General features: G+C 35.4%; 16 protein-coding genes and 1 pseudogene. 7 read left to right on the top strand and 10 right to left on the bottom strand.

What is annotated here, in order from left to right; translation table 11 throughout:
• The 3 genes from QRN68_RS23845 to QRN68_RS23835 all read left to right on the top strand — a co-directional run.
• On the top strand, window positions 1-216 hold a 216-nt coding region (locus tag QRN68_RS23845), incomplete at its 5' end, for a hypothetical protein (RefSeq protein ID WP_285399694.1).
• A gap of 131 nt (window positions 217-347) precedes the next feature.
• Window positions 348-899, top strand: coding sequence for a sigma-70 family RNA polymerase sigma factor (locus tag QRN68_RS23840; protein WP_285399693.1), 552 nt, complete (start codon window positions 348-350; stop codon window positions 897-899).
• Window positions 896-1,477, top strand: a complete 582-nt coding sequence (locus QRN68_RS23835) for a hypothetical protein (protein WP_285399692.1) — start codon at window positions 896-898, stop codon at window positions 1,475-1,477. Before QRN68_RS23840 ends, QRN68_RS23835 begins: the two co-directional genes overlap by 4 nt.
• A 165-nt stretch (window positions 1,478-1,642) precedes the next feature.
• Here QRN68_RS23835 and QRN68_RS23830 read toward each other — a convergent pair whose 3' ends face one another.
• The 5 genes from QRN68_RS23830 to QRN68_RS23810 all read right to left on the bottom strand — a co-directional run bounded on the left by QRN68_RS23830 (window position 1,643) and on the right by QRN68_RS23810 (window position 7,681).
• Window positions 1,643-1,924: a hypothetical protein gene (locus QRN68_RS23830; RefSeq protein ID WP_285399690.1), complete on the bottom strand. Its 282-nt coding sequence runs from the start codon at window positions 1,922-1,924 to the stop codon at window positions 1,643-1,645.
• Window positions 1,925-1,934: 10 nt separating this feature from the next.
• The gene (locus tag QRN68_RS23825; protein ID WP_285399689.1) at window positions 1,935-2,324 is read right to left on the bottom strand and encodes an SHOCT-like domain-containing protein; all 390 of its coding nucleotides are present in this window, start codon (window positions 2,322-2,324) and stop codon (window positions 1,935-1,937) included.
• 12 nt (window positions 2,325-2,336) lie between these two features.
• On the bottom strand, window positions 2,337-2,702 hold the full coding sequence (locus QRN68_RS23820) for a DUF2089 domain-containing protein (RefSeq protein ID WP_285399687.1): 366 nt from the start codon (window positions 2,700-2,702) through the stop codon (window positions 2,337-2,339).
• A 301-nt stretch (window positions 2,703-3,003) separates the two neighbouring features.
• Window positions 3,004-6,192, bottom strand: coding sequence for a BTAD domain-containing putative transcriptional regulator (locus QRN68_RS23815; RefSeq protein ID WP_285399686.1), 3,189 nt, complete (start codon window positions 6,190-6,192; stop codon window positions 3,004-3,006).
• A 508-nt stretch (window positions 6,193-6,700) separates the two neighbouring features.
• Window positions 6,701-7,681, bottom strand: a complete 981-nt coding sequence (locus QRN68_RS23810) for a diaminopimelate dehydrogenase (RefSeq protein WP_285399684.1) — start codon at window positions 7,679-7,681, stop codon at window positions 6,701-6,703.
• A 282-nt stretch (window positions 7,682-7,963) separates the two neighbouring features.
• On the opposite strand from QRN68_RS23810, the gene QRN68_RS23805 reads away from it, so the two are divergent.
• Window positions 7,964-8,272, top strand: coding sequence for a hypothetical protein (locus tag QRN68_RS23805; RefSeq protein WP_285399682.1), 309 nt, complete (start codon window positions 7,964-7,966; stop codon window positions 8,270-8,272).
• Window positions 8,273-8,689: 417 nt separating this feature from the next.
• Here QRN68_RS23805 and QRN68_RS23800 read toward each other — a convergent pair whose 3' ends face one another.
• Window positions 8,690-9,358, bottom strand: coding sequence for a YqeB family protein (locus QRN68_RS23800; protein WP_285399680.1), 669 nt, complete (start codon window positions 9,356-9,358; stop codon window positions 8,690-8,692).
• 385 nt (window positions 9,359-9,743) lie between these two features.
• Window positions 9,744-10,406: a transcriptional regulator YeiL gene (yeiL, locus tag QRN68_RS23795; RefSeq protein ID WP_285399678.1), complete on the bottom strand. Its 663-nt coding sequence runs from the start codon at window positions 10,404-10,406 to the stop codon at window positions 9,744-9,746.
• A gap of 97 nt (window positions 10,407-10,503) precedes the next feature.
• On the opposite strand from yeiL, the gene QRN68_RS23790 reads away from it, so the two are divergent.
• Window positions 10,504-11,655: an MFS transporter gene (locus tag QRN68_RS23790; RefSeq protein WP_285399676.1), complete on the top strand. Its 1,152-nt coding sequence runs from the start codon at window positions 10,504-10,506 to the stop codon at window positions 11,653-11,655.
• 48 nt (window positions 11,656-11,703) lie between these two features.
• On the opposite strand, the gene QRN68_RS23785 is transcribed toward QRN68_RS23790, so the two are convergent.
• The 3 genes from QRN68_RS23785 to QRN68_RS23775 all read right to left on the bottom strand — a co-directional run bounded on the left by QRN68_RS23785 (window position 11,704) and on the right by QRN68_RS23775 (window position 15,067).
• Entirely contained in the window at window positions 11,704-12,879 is a 1,176-nt protein-coding gene (locus QRN68_RS23785; RefSeq protein ID WP_285399698.1) for an oxalate decarboxylase family bicupin, read from the bottom strand.
• 84 nt (window positions 12,880-12,963) lie between these two features.
• The gene (locus tag QRN68_RS23780; RefSeq protein WP_285399675.1) at window positions 12,964-13,479 is read right to left on the bottom strand and encodes a GNAT family N-acetyltransferase; all 516 of its coding nucleotides are present in this window, start codon (window positions 13,477-13,479) and stop codon (window positions 12,964-12,966) included.
• 1,189 nt (window positions 13,480-14,668) lie between these two features.
• A complete protein-coding gene (locus QRN68_RS23775) occupies window positions 14,669-15,067 on the bottom strand; it encodes a hypothetical protein (RefSeq protein WP_285399673.1) in 399 nt (132 codons plus the stop codon).
• Here QRN68_RS23775 and QRN68_RS23770 point away from each other — a divergent pair.
• Window positions 15,064-15,462, top strand: a pseudogene (locus tag QRN68_RS23770) (transglutaminase-like domain-containing protein); the annotation flags it as partial. The gene QRN68_RS23775 and the pseudogene QRN68_RS23770 sit on opposite strands and share 4 nt — an antisense overlap.
• Window positions 15,463-15,804: 342 nt before the next feature.
• Window positions 15,805-16,578, top strand: a complete 774-nt coding sequence (locus tag QRN68_RS23765) for an alpha/beta fold hydrolase (protein ID WP_285399671.1) — start codon at window positions 15,805-15,807, stop codon at window positions 16,576-16,578.

The raw sequence follows: 16,578 nt of genomic DNA, 5'->3' as shown, positions 1-16,578 counted from the left end.
TTTTTTAATTTATCACCCAACTTTCGAAAAATATCGACATCTACCTTCATGCAACGCTATCTGACTGCACTGATAGTTTGCGTCCCTTCACTTGGTCAAAGGGATATTTCTAAAGTCATCTTCTGCGACGAAAATGGAGAGGTAGCGGAACGGCAGCTGCAAAAGTCTTTAAGTAGCTGCCCTTTTAGGGGAGCTACTTTTCTCGAAGTATGCTAAGTAAACACAATATTATACAAGCGCTAAAAAGCTTTTTTTAATAAACGAAGAAAAAACTTTCCATTTATGCGCGAGTGTTCCATAAAAATTTCGTTATAGAATGTATAACGATCATAACGAGGAGTGACAAAATGAATGATTTTATCGAGGGTCTTCAACGGCATGACGAAAAAGCACTTAAATATGTCGTTGAACACTATTTAGGTTTTGTGAAGGCAATTGCCCTAAAAATTTTAGAAAAACCATTAGATTATATGCTAGTAGAAGAATGTATAAATGATGTATTCCTTCTAATATGGCAAAAAAGTAACTATTTCACTGGGGATGAAGCGGATTTTAAAAAGTGGATTGGGATGATTACAAAATACAAAGCGATTGATATTTACAGAAAACAACAAAAACGTTTAGCTACTCTACCTATTGACAATATCCCACCTCCTATCGCTTCAGACAATATTGAACAACAGCTTGATAAATTGTATGCGAAAGAACTATTACTTCTTGAAATAATGCATCTACCTGATTTGGATAGAGAATTATTTTTAATGAGGTATTATCTAGAATATTCAAATAGTGAAATAGCAGAAATTTTACATATTTCAAAATCTGCAGTGGAAAATCGTTTATATCGAGGAAAGAAGAAGCTTGCTAAAAATCCTAAATTAAAGGAGTGTTGGACATGAGTAAGGAAGAAAATTTCTTACAATTGGATTTAGAAAATATAACACCGATAGTGGTTTCAAATAATGAAAAGCAAAAGGTAATCAACACTGTTTTACAAAAGAAACCTAAGCCAAATCAAATCCGTAAATGGGCAATTGCTGCAATTTTTGCAATTGGAATTTGCTCAGCTAGCTTAGTAAATTTCCCATCTAAGGCATCCATATTACCAATAAAGGATTTAATTCTATCTGAAACACTTTTATCAAAACAGCATGAATTTACTTTTAATCGTATTTCGATTTCAGGAAATACAGCGGACATTTACTTTAGTTGTGATCTGAACTTTAAGACTGAATTCATAACTTTAGACATTGCTGATAACTTAGAAAACCAATATACTTACACTACTGAAACGTTAACAACAAAAGTAACCGATTATTACTCAAATGGTCAAGCAACAATAAGTGGCTTTAATACTAAAGCTACATCTATATTTATTACCCCAATCGTTCATACAATGGATAATAAGGGGGAAATCACAAAAAAAAGACTGGAAACTATAAAAATTGATATAAATTCCGATGAGGAAAATAAGTGATAAATAATTAGACAGAAAGAATCCTTTGATTATATTGAGTAAGTGATTCCTCAATAAATTCAAAGGATCTCGCCTGTCTTTTTGGTTAATTTATAAATGAGAAAAGCATTAACCAACAAACTATGATTATATATTTGACAAGTGGTCGGTGTATTCCATCATAAATTATAGTCTAACCTTAACCTCAGTACCGTCCTTAGCTTTGACATCTACTAGCACGATCCCTTTATAATTTTTCAGTTCCTGGACGATAGGCATTAGCGTTTTTTTGTCTATTAGCGGAAAGGTAAAGTCCAGTTTTTTTCTTTCGAAGTACTCCTTTGTCCATTTGTTTAGACTTTGCTGAAAAAATTTTGAAGACAAAATTGAAACAACAATGTTTAAAATAGGATATGGGATTGGGATGGTAAACCGAACGTTTTTTGCTTTCACTTTTACATGCATCATAGGCAAAACACTATTCAATGATGACCGAAACGGTATCCCCGTTAGCCGATTTAATATCAACAATTTGGCCATCTAATTCGTTTTCGATTGCTTCCATAATAAGGTTTATGTCTATATCTTTAACATATTTTTCCGATTGGGGAATACTCGCTGCGATGCTGTGTCCAGCCATTAATACTACTTTGACAAGTTTTATAGGCAAATTGACCATGACGTTATCATTTTCGGCTGATACAACACGGACTTTTAAAGTTTTATCTAAATATTTAGTCGGTTTATCTAAAAGCTCATTACCTGTTTCTTCTTTCTCTTTTAATACTTGAATCAATTCAGATGCCTTCTCTGCATCAAGATTACCTTCTTGAACCATCGCTAACACTCTAGTAATTTCCTCTTTCATGATAATTCCTCCCTATTCTCCTTTTAAGAGCTTAATGGCTTCTTCTGGTGTAATTTCGCCATTTTCCAACATAGTGACAACCTTTTTCTCATCTACTTCATTTTTCTTCTTCTGCACATATCCAAGGGATGAAATGATGTCTGTTAGCTTGCCTCGAACCGTCGGATACGAAATCCCTAGTTCCTTTTCAACTTCTTTAATATTCCCTCTACATGTTAAAAATACTTCCACAAAATGAAGCTGATCCTTTGATAAGGATGCCAGCTTCGATAATTCAAACTCATTTTCAATCGTAGTGTGACAGTGAGAGCACTGCAACTTCGTAATTTTCATTGTTTTACTGCAGACAGGACAATTTGTGATTACTTTATAAGCCATAATAAAATCCCTTCCTATTTGTTGATTCAATTATACAACAAGGAATTAAAAATACAAATGAAAAGAATTAATTTTTCTGATTAAAAAAATCAATAATGTTAATTAATCATTCAATATCATTGTTCATCCGCTTCGTTTTTCATTCAAATGTTATATTTACTGATGATTCTGCAGTCGTTAGCATACTCCTAAACTATTGTTGAATAAAACTTAGATTTTTTAAGTATCTCAACGATATTTTTAACCCCGTCCTAAATTTAGAACGGGGCTATAATATAAATATGCAATTTTCCAAAATTCTCTAACCCATTATTAAATCATAAACAACCATAGTCGATTCCATTGGTGTTGTATTTAATTCCTTTTTTAATAGCTGGACACATTTTTCATACCATTTTAAAGCAAGGGAACGGTTTTGTAATTGATAGTAACTATACATTAACAGCCGATAACCTTCTTCCCATAATGCATCCTCACGAATCATTTTTTCCGCATAAAAAATAGCTTGTTTATAATTTTGTTGCCTCGTCGCATTTTGCGCTAATCTTTCTAATACTTCAATATATAAGGACTGTAACTTTTCACGATCCTGTATGAGCCAATCTAACTGCGTTTTTTCAGCATAAAGTGCATCCGTATAACTCGATTCTGCAAGATGCAGCCACTCGTTCGACAATTGTGGATCGAACTCCTCCATCCCTAATTCATAAAAATAGAGAAAGCGTTCGACATCGATTTGTAGAAAATGAATATGCTGCAATTGATACATATTATTTTTACGCTGAATAAAAAAACTGTCCTGACGCGCATTTCTATTTGGCTCAAGAACCTTTAATAACGTATTCAACACAACTTTAAAATCCCGATCTAGTGAATCAACGTTCCGCTCTGGCCATAATGCCTGTGCAATCTCTTCCTTTGGCGTAAAGCGGTTGCGATGACAATATAAATAAACGAAGAGCTCCTTTGATTTATCGCGTTGCCATTCTTTATCCTCTAGCTTTCGATGCTTTCTTATTAAATCTAGACTTCCAAAAAAATTCACCTGTACCTCCTCATTCGGATAAGCGATACTATCCTCTACTTGAAAATAGCTACGCATCTTTAAAATAGCAGCATTTTCCCCATCGCTCTTTCTACTAAATTGTAAAAGCTCATAAAAAATCATCATATTTGGTGGACCGAGAATGGTTTTTCTTTGTAAAAAATAGTCATAGTCATTGGAGATACAGAACTGTGCAAACTGCTGGAAATAAAGATTGAATTGTTGAGCATTATTTTCTTTGAAGGCAATTACAGATTGATAGAATAGTACATGCATTTCACCGTTTTGATCGCCACAGTCGTGAAAAAGTCGCTGTGCTTTCTTTAATAATTGTTGCGCTCTTGCAAATTCATGTTGAGTTAGATTAATTTTCACCTCAGCAATTAAAATAATGGCGGTCATCCATGCATCTTGTACTTGCTCCGTTTCCTGTAGGCCAAGTGCTATATATTTTTTTGCTGATAAAATATCACCTTGCGCATGTTTGACAATTGCTAGACCCATATACGGTTCAGCCTTAACGCGTGAAATATTAATTGTATTCATCAATGTAAGGGCCTTCTCATAAGCATCACTTGCCCCCTGATAGTCAGGATAATCTATTAATAGTAAAGCATGTGCTTTGCGAATATAGCCGACCGCTTCTATAAAAATAGATTTTTCACGTAAACCCCTACGAATCCCATGCTGAGCTGCATACCAAGCATCCTTCCCCAGCCCCAATAGCACATAAACAAATGATGCTAACAGCTCACTCTCTCTATGCGTCGCTACAAGCTGTGGCGGTAAATCTAATCTCTTCGCCAATAAATTCTTTGCCTCCAGTAACTGCCCCGTCCTTAACATTATTCGAACATCAACATTCGCTCTTTGCAACACGTCCTCCGTCAAAGCAACCTCGTTAGTAAAATTATGTGCACCTTTCGCCTTCCCTAAATTCACCAAATTTTCTGCGTACTGACGTTGTAGTTCGAGAAGTTCCCCATTGTTTAACGGCGTATGTTTCGCTAACTCTAATGCCCTTTTTAAATGTGGCTCTGCCAATGCTGGCTGAATTGTATCGAGATAAATATGTGCTAAACCTGCCTGTGCTTTCGTCATAAAGAGATAATCATTTTTACGTTTCGCGATGTTTGCACAATTTTCATAGGATTGCTTCGCTTTTTCATAATAAGCACGATAGCGGTGGCATTCACCCTCAAAATAATATAATTTGTAATATTCCGACTTTTCTTCAGCTGTAAATCGATTTATTTTTTCTAATAACCACTCAAACTGCCCAGCACGCACAAGACTTTCAGCATGATTTTGTAAAAGCTCCCCACAAAAATTCTGATCGTTCGTTTTAAATGCATGATGAAGAACAGCTTGTACATTGTTTTGTTTTACATAATACAATGCCGCTTGTCTATGCAATTCAATATACTGTAAAGCATTTTGTTGCCATTTTAGCTCTAAAAATCGACTAAACAAGGCGTGAAAACGATATAATCCATCAGTAGTCATTGGTTGAATAAATAAGTGCCGCTGCACAAATTGTTTGAACGCCTCTGCTATTTCTATATCATAAAATTGTGTGATAAACTCCTCTGAGAAAGTGGGAAAAATCGCCAGCTTTAATAATGTCTCTTGCTCGAATGTAGACATCTTAAGATAAACTTCCTCCGATAAATAGGTGAAAAGATCATTGGTAGAGATATTTAACCAATGAGCTAATGTCTCGTTGTTCCATTGCTCCGCTAATAAAGAAATACTAATTGCCCAGCCCTCTGTAATTTCCAAAACCTTAGCTATTTCATCTTCTGTTAAACGGACAGCTACATAATCCTCGAAAAAAACAGCAATCTCCTCTGAAGAAAATGCTAATTCTCCTTCTGAAATAACGAGTAATTTTTTTTGCAGCTTCAATTTCCTTGTAATATCCCAATTCGGCAACGTTCTAGAGGCGATGATAAAATGAACATTCGGCGGTGAAAATTCAATAATTTTTTCCATAACATAATTAATATGAAATTCATGGTCAACTAAATGGTAATCGTCAATGACAATTAACATCGGTCCTTCAATTTCACATAAACTATTAACAAACAGCTTAAACCAACGATTGAGTTCTTCTATTTTTGGAAAGCGTGATAATTGATTCCATGCATCAAATTCTTGACCAAAGCTTGGAACAATTCGTTTAATACTAAAAAATAAATGCCTCAAAAATGGTAATATATTGTCATCTTCCTCCGACACACTATACCAAGAAAATTTGCTGGATGCAGCATGTAGAAATTGTGTAAGGATTGTTGTTTTGCCATACCCTGCTCCACTATGAATAAATGTACAAGTATGGTCTAGACTTTTTTTTAATGTTCTCATTAATGTAGCTCTACTAATACAATGTTTGGACGGACTCGGTGGAATACATTTTGATTGAATAATAATGTCTGTTGTCATTTAATGATAACCTCCCCATTCAGTTAACGATATGTAAGGTTACAGACTTCATAGCAAAAATTTTTAGTGTGGGATTGATTTCCGTTCCGGCTGGGTGCGTCCAATGAGCCGCTTCGCTTACGCTCCAGTGTCTCATCTGTAATATTAATCTCAAGGAGGCACCCAGCCGTTACTCTAATCAACTTATATGCATGGCATAGGTCTCAAATGTCATCCCAAACTTTTGGTGATGAGTTAAATTATTGACAGTTTACCATATACTACATGTCATTTAACAGAATTGATTTGCTTAAAATGAGATGAAAGTCTATCCGTTGCTTTGGCTCTTTTTTCCGTCACTTTTGTTTCTATGGGCACAATGTGTATCTTGCGCGAACCTTCCAACCACTTTTTGATGCCATACTAGCCTTTTTATTAAGAGTGTTTTATGGATACTCTATTGAATAAAACAAAATGAAAAATCCCGATTATCAAATATATGATAATCGGGTATTTGTATAGTTCAAAATTATAAAAGTTCTTTACGTAAGTCAGCAGCTGATTTTGGTGATAACAGACCGAATGGGATATCGAATACTGTTTTTGCACCTTTATCTCCAGCTTGGCTTAAACGATGTGCCGCACGTGCATAGGCAACAAGAACACTTGACGTGAAGTTTGGATTACTTTCAAGTTTTAATGAGAATTCAAGAATTTGTTTATCGTTAGCGCCACTTTCACCACTGCGAATGACGAACCCACCATGAGGCATACCTGTGTGGTTCGCTTTAAATTCCTCTTCAGAAATAAAGTTTACTGTTGTATCATACTCATCAAAATAGTTTGGCATTGTCACAATCTCTTGCTCAACTTTTGCTGCATCTGCACCTTCCTCAAGAACAACCCAACATTCGCGTGCATGTTTTTCACGTGTTGTCAGCTCAGGATTTTCACCGTTACGAACACGTTCTACAGCCTCTTTAATCGGTAATGTGTATTGTACAGCATTTTTAACACCTTCGATGCGTCGTACAGCATCTGAGTGACCTTGACTTAAACCATCTCCCCAGAATGTATAAGTTGTTCCTACTGGTAGAACTGATTCCCCAAGTACACGATTTAATGAGAATAAACCCGGATCCCATCCCACTGAAATGACTGATACTTTACCAGATTTTTGTGCCGCTACATCTACTGCGTCGAAAAACTCAGGAATTTTCGCATGTGTATCAAAACTATCAATTGTATTAAACCATTGTGCAAAGTGTGGTCCTTGCTCTGGTAAATCTGTTGCAGAGCCCCCACATAAAATCATTACATCAATGTCATTTTGGAATTTTTCAGTATCATTCACTAAATACACGCTTGCATTACTTGCGATGTTTACAGTTGAAGGATCACGACGTGTGAATACAGCTACTAATTCCATATCTGGATTTTGTGAAATTGCATATTCCACTCCGCGCCCTAAATTTCCATAACCTACAATACCTACTCGAATTGAACTCATTAAAATTCCTCCTCACGATTACGTGACTATGTGAAGTCCTTCACGTTAAATCTACTTACAATAATACGTTGTGTTAGAAAAATTCACAATAGTTTGAGTACGTGTTTTTTTCTAAAAATTATACAAATTTTCTATGATTTCTATTCGTCAAAGGCATGAATACGGTTACATATTACTAAATTGATTTACTAACCTTTAAGTTTTCGTAAAAGCCTTGTAAATGAAGACTTTTCTCACAACATGTCTTGTACAATAAAACTAACGACAAAGGGGGCATGTTGAATGAAAAGTAATTGTTACTCACCAAGCACAACATTGGAACAAGGAGAATTACTTGCTAGTCCATTCCGAAATGCACAAAAATCTGCTAAAGCTCATAGTACAAACACCGAAACTAAGGCAATGGTTAAAAGATTTTCACCTAACAAACACCAATGTATAGGCGTTATACCTTTTGGCGTTACGGAAGAAACCCTAGATCCATCCATACAAAAACAAAGAAGCAATGAGATTAACTCTTATCATAGCGGCAAAGAAATTGCGCGCTGGTTGATTAAAAAAAGTGAATATAATAAGGCTAGGACTGACTAAACCTGAAATACGTTTCCTTACTTCTTCAGTATAGGATCGAAGTTCCCTAGTCTTTTGCACTTTATTTGGACACTATCTTTATACAAAAAAGTTACATTTAACTTGTTTTTCGACATGTTTTTTTGAGGCTGGTGTAGAGTATAAATATTGGCTAAAGATTCAAAATGTTTTCTCGAGGTCGCTTTCTGAGTTCAAAAGGTGTGTAAACGGAGAAACAATATAGGATGATTAAAATTTTGGACTTGTTAGGAAATAGCAACTTAAATCAATTATACCTCAGCATAATTGTGTCCAGATTGTACGTTGTGCTTGCACAAGAATCCGGACATCCGCCCGAGGCTTTAACTTATTTCAGCGGATGTTTAGACACCCGCTGAAAAATATCTTAATAGTTCATTCTTTACTTATTTTTTTCGTTTATCGATAATATTGACTCTTTTTTATTTCTTTTACTGATACTCTTAGTTTCCAAAGCTCTTTAGCTAACTGAAATACTTCTTCATCATCGCCATCTTCAATTGCAATTTTCCTTGCTTTAAATAGAGCATTCGCAGTAGGTGATAGATCAGGACAATCTACTACCCACTTTTTATAATCTTCTTTAAATGGCTCACTATCACTCCAACGATAATCATGTTTTAAAAATGCAGCACCCACTGTATTTTTATTCAGCTCTTGTTTAAATCGGAAAAGTTCTTTCTCATCATTACCTAATAATACTATTTGCTTTCCATCCATAAAAACAAGTGAGATATCTTTCTTTTTAAAGTTCATTTCATCATTTCTAAGTTTTAAAATAATTTTGTCATCGTCTATTGTCATTTCTAAACTTTCATGAAAAGACCAAATAGTTAATGCGATTCCCGCAATCAAACCAAGAGCCATAGTGATGAAACCTACCCATGCTCCATGATAAGATGCAATAAAATTTAAAGGTCCTTGAAAAGGTACCCATGGTAAAGTACTAGCCCATTTAGCAATACTCGGAAGAAACCATCCTAGCACTAAACCGATAAGTGGGAAGCCAACCCACATTATAACTTTATCGGTTTTTGAAAAATTTAATATTGTATGATTATTACTCATTAAAGTCCACCCTTTTAAAATAAAACTCTAGTAATGGCTTTTCTTTATTTTGCCATGACATATAGTTGAATAACGCTAATAAAGTTGTTATTTAAAAACACCACACACTTTCTTCTATGACCCTCTCTAAAAATTTCTCCCGCGTATAGTTATTAATATGTAATTATGTTTAAAAATTATATCCCTCCAAAAACTTGTTGCCCCTACTTTTTTTCACCATTATAAACGTTTTTCACCAGACAATAGTAAATAATACCATCTATAGAGGTTGACCGTCAAAAAAAGGTTTTTGTTATTTCCCAATTACATTGTTTCCTTGAAATGAAACTTTGGACTGTTCATGTATTTGTTGTTTATGACCTTTAAAAGCTACTACATTCTTTCCTCACTGTATTTCCTGAGCCAATTCGGAAAGACGCTCTTCATTTATAATGTGATAGCCATTCTTTTTCTTTTCTAAAATTTGTTCTTCGCAAAATTGCGCAAGTACGTATAATAAATGTCGATAAGACACCCCTAAATATTCACAGATTTCAGTATGCTTTTCTTTATAGACTCCTTGATCTGACGATAATTGGATAAAGGCTGCAAGTCGATTTTCAAGTGGATATGCTTGATTTTGTGTATATTTAGAAGTCATATTTGTCGCCTTTTCCCCTAAAAACACACAGAGATTACGTAAAAAAAGCACATCGTTGAGTAATTTTTCTTTACACGACTGTTTAATAGAGTAACAAATCGTTTCGGTCAACGTTTGGATCCCCTTCGTATATCTCGCTTCATTTAGCAATTCAATTTCCCCCATAAAACGCGGTGCCTCTAGATACTCGATAAGCGAGACTTTACCGTTTTTATGCGTCATATATAGTTTCGTTTTTCCTTCGATCATGTAGTACAGCGTATCTGGAAATGATCCTTCTTTAAAAATCCATTCGCCTTTTTCAAATTTACAAACTTCCAGAAATGGATCAATATCAAAGGAGAAAAAATCATCAATCGGATATTTTTCCAAATAGTTGGAACGTTCTTCAGCTGTCAGTATATGCATTTTTTACTCTCCCCTAAGATAAAATATGAGATATCTCACATTATTGTAGCGTTGAACGTGCTATTATTCAACATAGTTAATGGAGGTACGTAAAATTATGAACAATCAACGATGGCTTTCTCAAAATTTCTTTGCATTTTTTATTACATGGGGTATTTTCTTACCTTACTGGACAGGTTGGCTTGTAGATGTTAAACATCTTACAGTATCACAGGCAAGTGTTGTGATGGGCTGTGGTCTTTTAGCACGAGCTATTTCAAATCTTTTTTTCTTCCCGACTCTTGCAAAATATGTGCACAATAAGCGACTAATTAGCATACTAGCAATAGGTGCACTAATTACAACTTTCCTTTACATACCAAGCACAAGCTTCATCTCGCTTCTTATCGTTACCCTGTTATTTAACGTTTTTTATCCAGCTTTGCTACCTGCTGTTGAAAGTAGTGCAGCAACACTAGTACAGCATGGTCATGTACACTATGGTAAAAGCCGCTCATATGGCTCAGTTGGTTTTGTCATTGCGGTATTAATTATTAGTATGCTGACTGGTGTATTTGGTAAAAACGCTATCTATTGGAGTATGATCCTCAGCCTTATCGGAATGCTGTTAATGCAACAATTGGCTACACCAAAAGAGTTACTCGTTGTGCCAACAAAAGAACAACGTGCAAAATCGTTGTCGATGAAAACATTATGGAGTATTAAAGGCTTCCCTATTGTTTTATTAATCGTTACGCTATTGCAGGGCGCACATGCTTCTTATTACAGCTACGGCTATATTTATTTAGGTGATTTACATGTTGATCCATTCTATATGGGAATGATTATTAACATCGCCGTTATTTGCGAAATCATCTATTTTATGAAGGCAGATACACTATTTAAAAAATGGCGTTCATCTTCTTTATTACTTTTAGCTGCAAGTGGTTCTTCCTTACGTTGGTTACTGATTTACCTATTCCCTAATGTCTGGGTATTTATCGCCTCTCAAACATTGCACGCATTATCATTTGCACTCGCACATTTCGCTTTTATTGGCTATTTAACAAAAACATTGCCGAAGGAGCAAATTCCGAATGCACAAGGCCTTTACTCGGCATTAGCAATGGGATTAAGTACAGCTATCCTTACATTTTTAGGTGGCTATTTATACGAAATTTCGCCTGGACTATCATTTGCAGCAATGCTTATTTGTACGATTCCAGCAATCGGTATATTGCTTGCTACTAGAAATAAATATCAATATTAAAAAACAAGCAGGTGAAGACATTGGATCTTCACCTGCTTTTCTATATGCTCACCTTGGATAATAAGAAAATCCAGGATATTTTACAACCGGCCACTTTTCCTTTCTTAAAACATTGAGAAGTTCAGGACTAACATGTAAATTGCTCTTTACTATTTCAGCTGGAGTTAAAGCCATCCATTGATTTAACGAGACATCCTGAAATCTATCACTTTTAAACATTTCAAGGAACCATAATGTCTCAGTACCGGTATTCTCAATATAATGACCATTTGCAAACGGCACATAACCTACATCTCCTGCACGATAATCGAATGTTCTAGCCACACCGTTAGCTGCAAACACTGTCATACGACCTTTTCCTTGAAGATAATATTGCCATTCGTCGTTATTCGGATGCCAATGCATCTCTCGCATAGCACCGGGCTCAATTTCTACAAGTGCGGCTGCAATATTTTTGGAAATTGGAAAGTTTGTAGAATCCACAATTCTAACACTGCCACCAGGTGTTTTGATAGGAGTTTGTGTAAGTAGACGATGTTTGAAGGTTTGAGGGACTTTACCGTATGGGGATTGTACCTTCTGTGTGTCGATAGGTCCTGGAACTTTATCTTGATAAATATAGACCTGTTCTTTCGGGATTTGGTTAAAAGCGCTAATAGGGACGCCAAAATTGGAAGACAGCACATCTTTAGGAGTATGAGCAAACCAATCAGATATAGAAAATGTATTAAGATCTGAGAAATTTCCATCATCAAACACCAGTAGAAATTCACAGCCATCTTCAAGACCTTGTATGGAATGAGGAATTCCTGGTGGGAAATACCATAAGTCCCCCGGTCCTACATCAGCAATAAAATTATGCCCATTTTGATCAACCGCTGTAATACGTGCATGACCAAGAAGCATATACGACCATTCTGCTTGTTGATGCCAATGCAGCTCACGTACTCCACCTGGTGTCAAACTCATATTGACCCCTGCCAATGTAGTAGCAATTGGCAATTCACGAGCAGTAATTTCCCGGGACCAACCGCCATGATTTAAGGTCATATACGTATCAGAAAAAGAGAACTTTAAATTAGGTACAAGTCCAGCATCTGTTATTGGAGGGACAAGCATATCAGGGTTTTCCAGATCCCTCATAACATCTCTTGGCCCTTTATCTACCCCTCCCGCCCCATCTTTCCGAATAGGCTGTGGAACATATGAATAGCCCTCTGGCATGTTCTCCAATGATTCACCTCTTCATAAAGAAATCGTTATTTAAATATGTATGGATTCTTTACTTGGATTATTCATTACTCGTTGTTAAAAAATAGAACCACCCAGAGTTGAAAAAACAATGACTTGTTTGTCTTTTAATACAATCTCTCGCTCTTTTTTCATCCCCATATTAATCGCTACTTTTTGAGATGCTGAATTGCCAATTTGAATAAGGGCTATTAACTTATTTAAAGATAATTCTTTTTCACCATAAGCTCTCAAAGCTTTCGCCACTTCTGTCGCATAACCCATCGCCCAAAAATTTGGTGCAATCCAGTAGCCTATTTCGATTTGTTCTTCCTCCATAATGCTTTGAGGCACAAGTCCTGCATGTCCAATTCGTTCGTTGGTTGCTTTTAGTTCAATTATTTTCAATCCATATGCTTCATTCTTTTCATAAGACTCAAAAATCCAATTTAAAAAACTTCTAGCTTGCTCTTCGTTACGAGTTTCGCCGCTTCCAATGTACTGCATCACCTGTTCATTTGATAACAGTGATTGTAATAAATCAAAATCCTCTTCTTTATAATCTCTAAGTTTCAATCTTTTAGTTTCTAACATGATTAACCTCACTTTCTAAAACTTTTATATTATTTCAGGTGTTGACCATTTTTATCCAGCCTTATTAATTAAAAAGCTCTGATTTCCGCAACAGGCTACAATTAGTTGAACATGGGGTATATTAGCAAAACACTCCTTTTATCATTCAATAATAAACCTATTTTTCCTAATCAACATGCCTGATATCATTTTCAAGAATATAATGAATAATTTCCCGTGATTTGACCACCAAGTACAGATAACAATCTTCTAGCCTCATCCGAACAAGAATACTCGAAATTATGTCTTTGGGCTAACATTTTGCTTGGCAGTAACGACAAAGGATAAACCCTTGTCGTTACTACCTTTTCATTTGAATCATTATTTATTGTATATACATTATTTTATACATTGTTGTCGTGCCAGCTTTTGCGGTTGGATAGAGTGTATAAAATCCTGTATAAATTGTTGAGGGGGTTTGATATAAAAAATAACAGCTGGACCTTTATGGAACAATAGCGTTCAAAACCTCTATATTTTGGTCACTATTAGTTTCTATTCGTTCATTATTAGGTGTTGTGACTGCTACTTCTTTATTAGTTTCTATTAGTTTTCTATTCACTTTAGGAGTTTGCTTTGATTGGGTTCAACTAAAGGGAAAAGCAAAGGAGGAATCATTTTATAGAGGAAGGTTTGACATCTGGTTCTAAACATGTTGGTGTTAATGGCTTTTTTACTGATAACCATGTAGCGTTATTCGAACATTAAGAGAGCGATTCTTTCGTTATCGACTTTGTAAATACTTACATATTCTTATAGACATATGGTTTTCATTCGATAAACTGATTATAAAACCATCTAAGGAGTTCTCACTATGCCACCGTTAATTTCAACCCTATTGTTTTACAGCACCACCATTTATTTCGTTTCCTTACTTTTATTTGTGTTTTTCAGAGTTATTGTTTTTAATTTTGCTTTAAAAGATATTAAACGCCCGTTAAGTATCGGATACGATATATCCCTATTTATCTTTACATCCGTTTGGTTATTGAGTTTACACATGAAGGATATTATTTATTACGGCTACGACTCCCCCGCATTATTTATAGCTGCATCGGCTTATGTATTTTCGATTTTCGACTTTATATACAATTATATTCTCTACAAAAAGAAAAAATCCATGAGTCCATAACTCGTGGATTTTTTACTCTTATCGAGAGTAAGGTACGAACGCAATATACGAATTCTTTGTAACCACCTGTCCCGATTTCGAATTACCATTACTATCTGTATAAGGTATTTGAGTAAACCGCGTTTCCACCCTCGCTCCACCTAAAGATTGAGCGATGAAAGTAACGTCCACTTTATCTCCGACTTTCGGCATAGGGAAATCTACAGTGGTACTCGTAATCGCCGTTGCGCCAAAATAAACAGTGAAAATCGTCCCTACAATTTTGAGTGAACCCAAAATTGTTGTTGCAGCAAGAACAATCTCCTGTTTAAGTTTTGCTTTTTCTACCGCAGCTTTATCATAAACAAATGGCTTTGCTTGAACTGACCCCGTCATTTTCACCGTTGGGTAAATTACATGCGAACCAATAGCTGGCATCAGATGTATTGAAGTATAAACAAGGCATTTGCTATGCAAAATCAAACCTTTTAGCAGCATTGTTACGTTCGCAAGGTATTCCAACAGGTTTCTGTTATCAACGATTAATGTTGTTTGATACCCCAGAAAAAGGATATTCGATTCACGCTATGAATGCTGTATATCTTAAATCCCATAATAAGTGGATACGATTAGATGCTCGTGGAAACAAAACTGGCGTTAATGCTCAGTTTTCAATAGATGAAGAAAAATTAGCTTTTCCAATTAACAAGGAACTTGGTGAAAAAGATTATTCTGTTATTTTTATAAAGCCAAACCACAAAACCATTGCTGTATTAAAGGAGCATACTGACGTATTGGAAATGTATGAGCACTATTTACCTGAAAGTCTATAACATGGCTTTAAGTAATTAACGCTTATCGTAATAATTTTGTAAAAAAACTCTATTTTTATCAAAATTTAAACAAAGTTTTTTAATTCTTTCATTTCAAACCATTTACTTTTATGAATCGGGAGCGTGTAATTGTTATCAAAGATCTCTGGAGTAAGAAAGGAACCATTAGCGATAGAAAGCTCTGACTGATCCCTTTCAGTTTTAGAATATTGAACGACCTTCTCTTTGTTGTATCTATTCTGCTATCACCAATATTCCAAACCTAGATGTTTGTTTGTTTAATACACTATCCCTCGCATGCTACAATTAATTTGTATTTCTTCTAAAGAAAGGATGTTTTTAATGAAAGAGTATTTTGTCAAACAAGCGAATTGTATTCTTCGCTATAACGACTTCCCAGGAAAAGAAATACCCGTTTTATTTATCCACGGACTTGGATGTGCGGGATCCTTTGATTATCCACAGGTGGCAACTCAGGAAGCACTAAAAAAACATCGTTGTATTATAGTGGACCTTTTAGGTTCTGGCTATAGCGACAAACCAGATGACTTCAATTACACAGTCAAAGATCATGCGGAATATCTTGCAGAATTTGTTACCTCCATCGGGTTAGAATCTTTTATTTTATTCGGTCACAGTTTAGGTGGAGCTGTAGCACTTTCTTTAGCAGAAAAATGCCTTGAACGTATTGATAAAATTATTTTAAGTGAAGCCAATTTAGACAAAAGTAGTGTTGGATCAACCAGCAAGTACATTGCTGATTGTGATATGCAAGAATTTCTGGAAAATGGTTTTAACGATTTGGTACAAGAAAGCCAAGAAAGTGGCAATCAAATGTGGGCAGCATCATTAGCTTTATGGTCACCTAGAGCAGCCTATCTCATTTCTAAATCAGCAGCAAATGGTGAAGAGCCATCGTGGAGAGAAATATTATACTCACTCGATTGCCCTAAAACATTTATCTTTGGCGAAAATTCACTACCTGATTCAGATATGCAAGTACTCGATGCACATGGTATTCATATCGAAATTGTAAAAAATGCAGGGCACTCCATGGCTTGGGAAAATCCAATAGGTTTGGCTAAAGCAATTGAAAACGGTATACAAAGAAAATGA

Source organism: Lysinibacillus sp. fls2-241-R2A-57 (assembly GCF_030209535.1).
In the GTDB taxonomy this organism is placed as follows: Bacteria; Bacillota; Bacilli; order Bacillales_A; family Planococcaceae; genus Lysinibacillus.
Note: the sequence above shows the minus strand (reverse complement) of the source record. Positions and strands in the feature narration are given on the sequence as shown.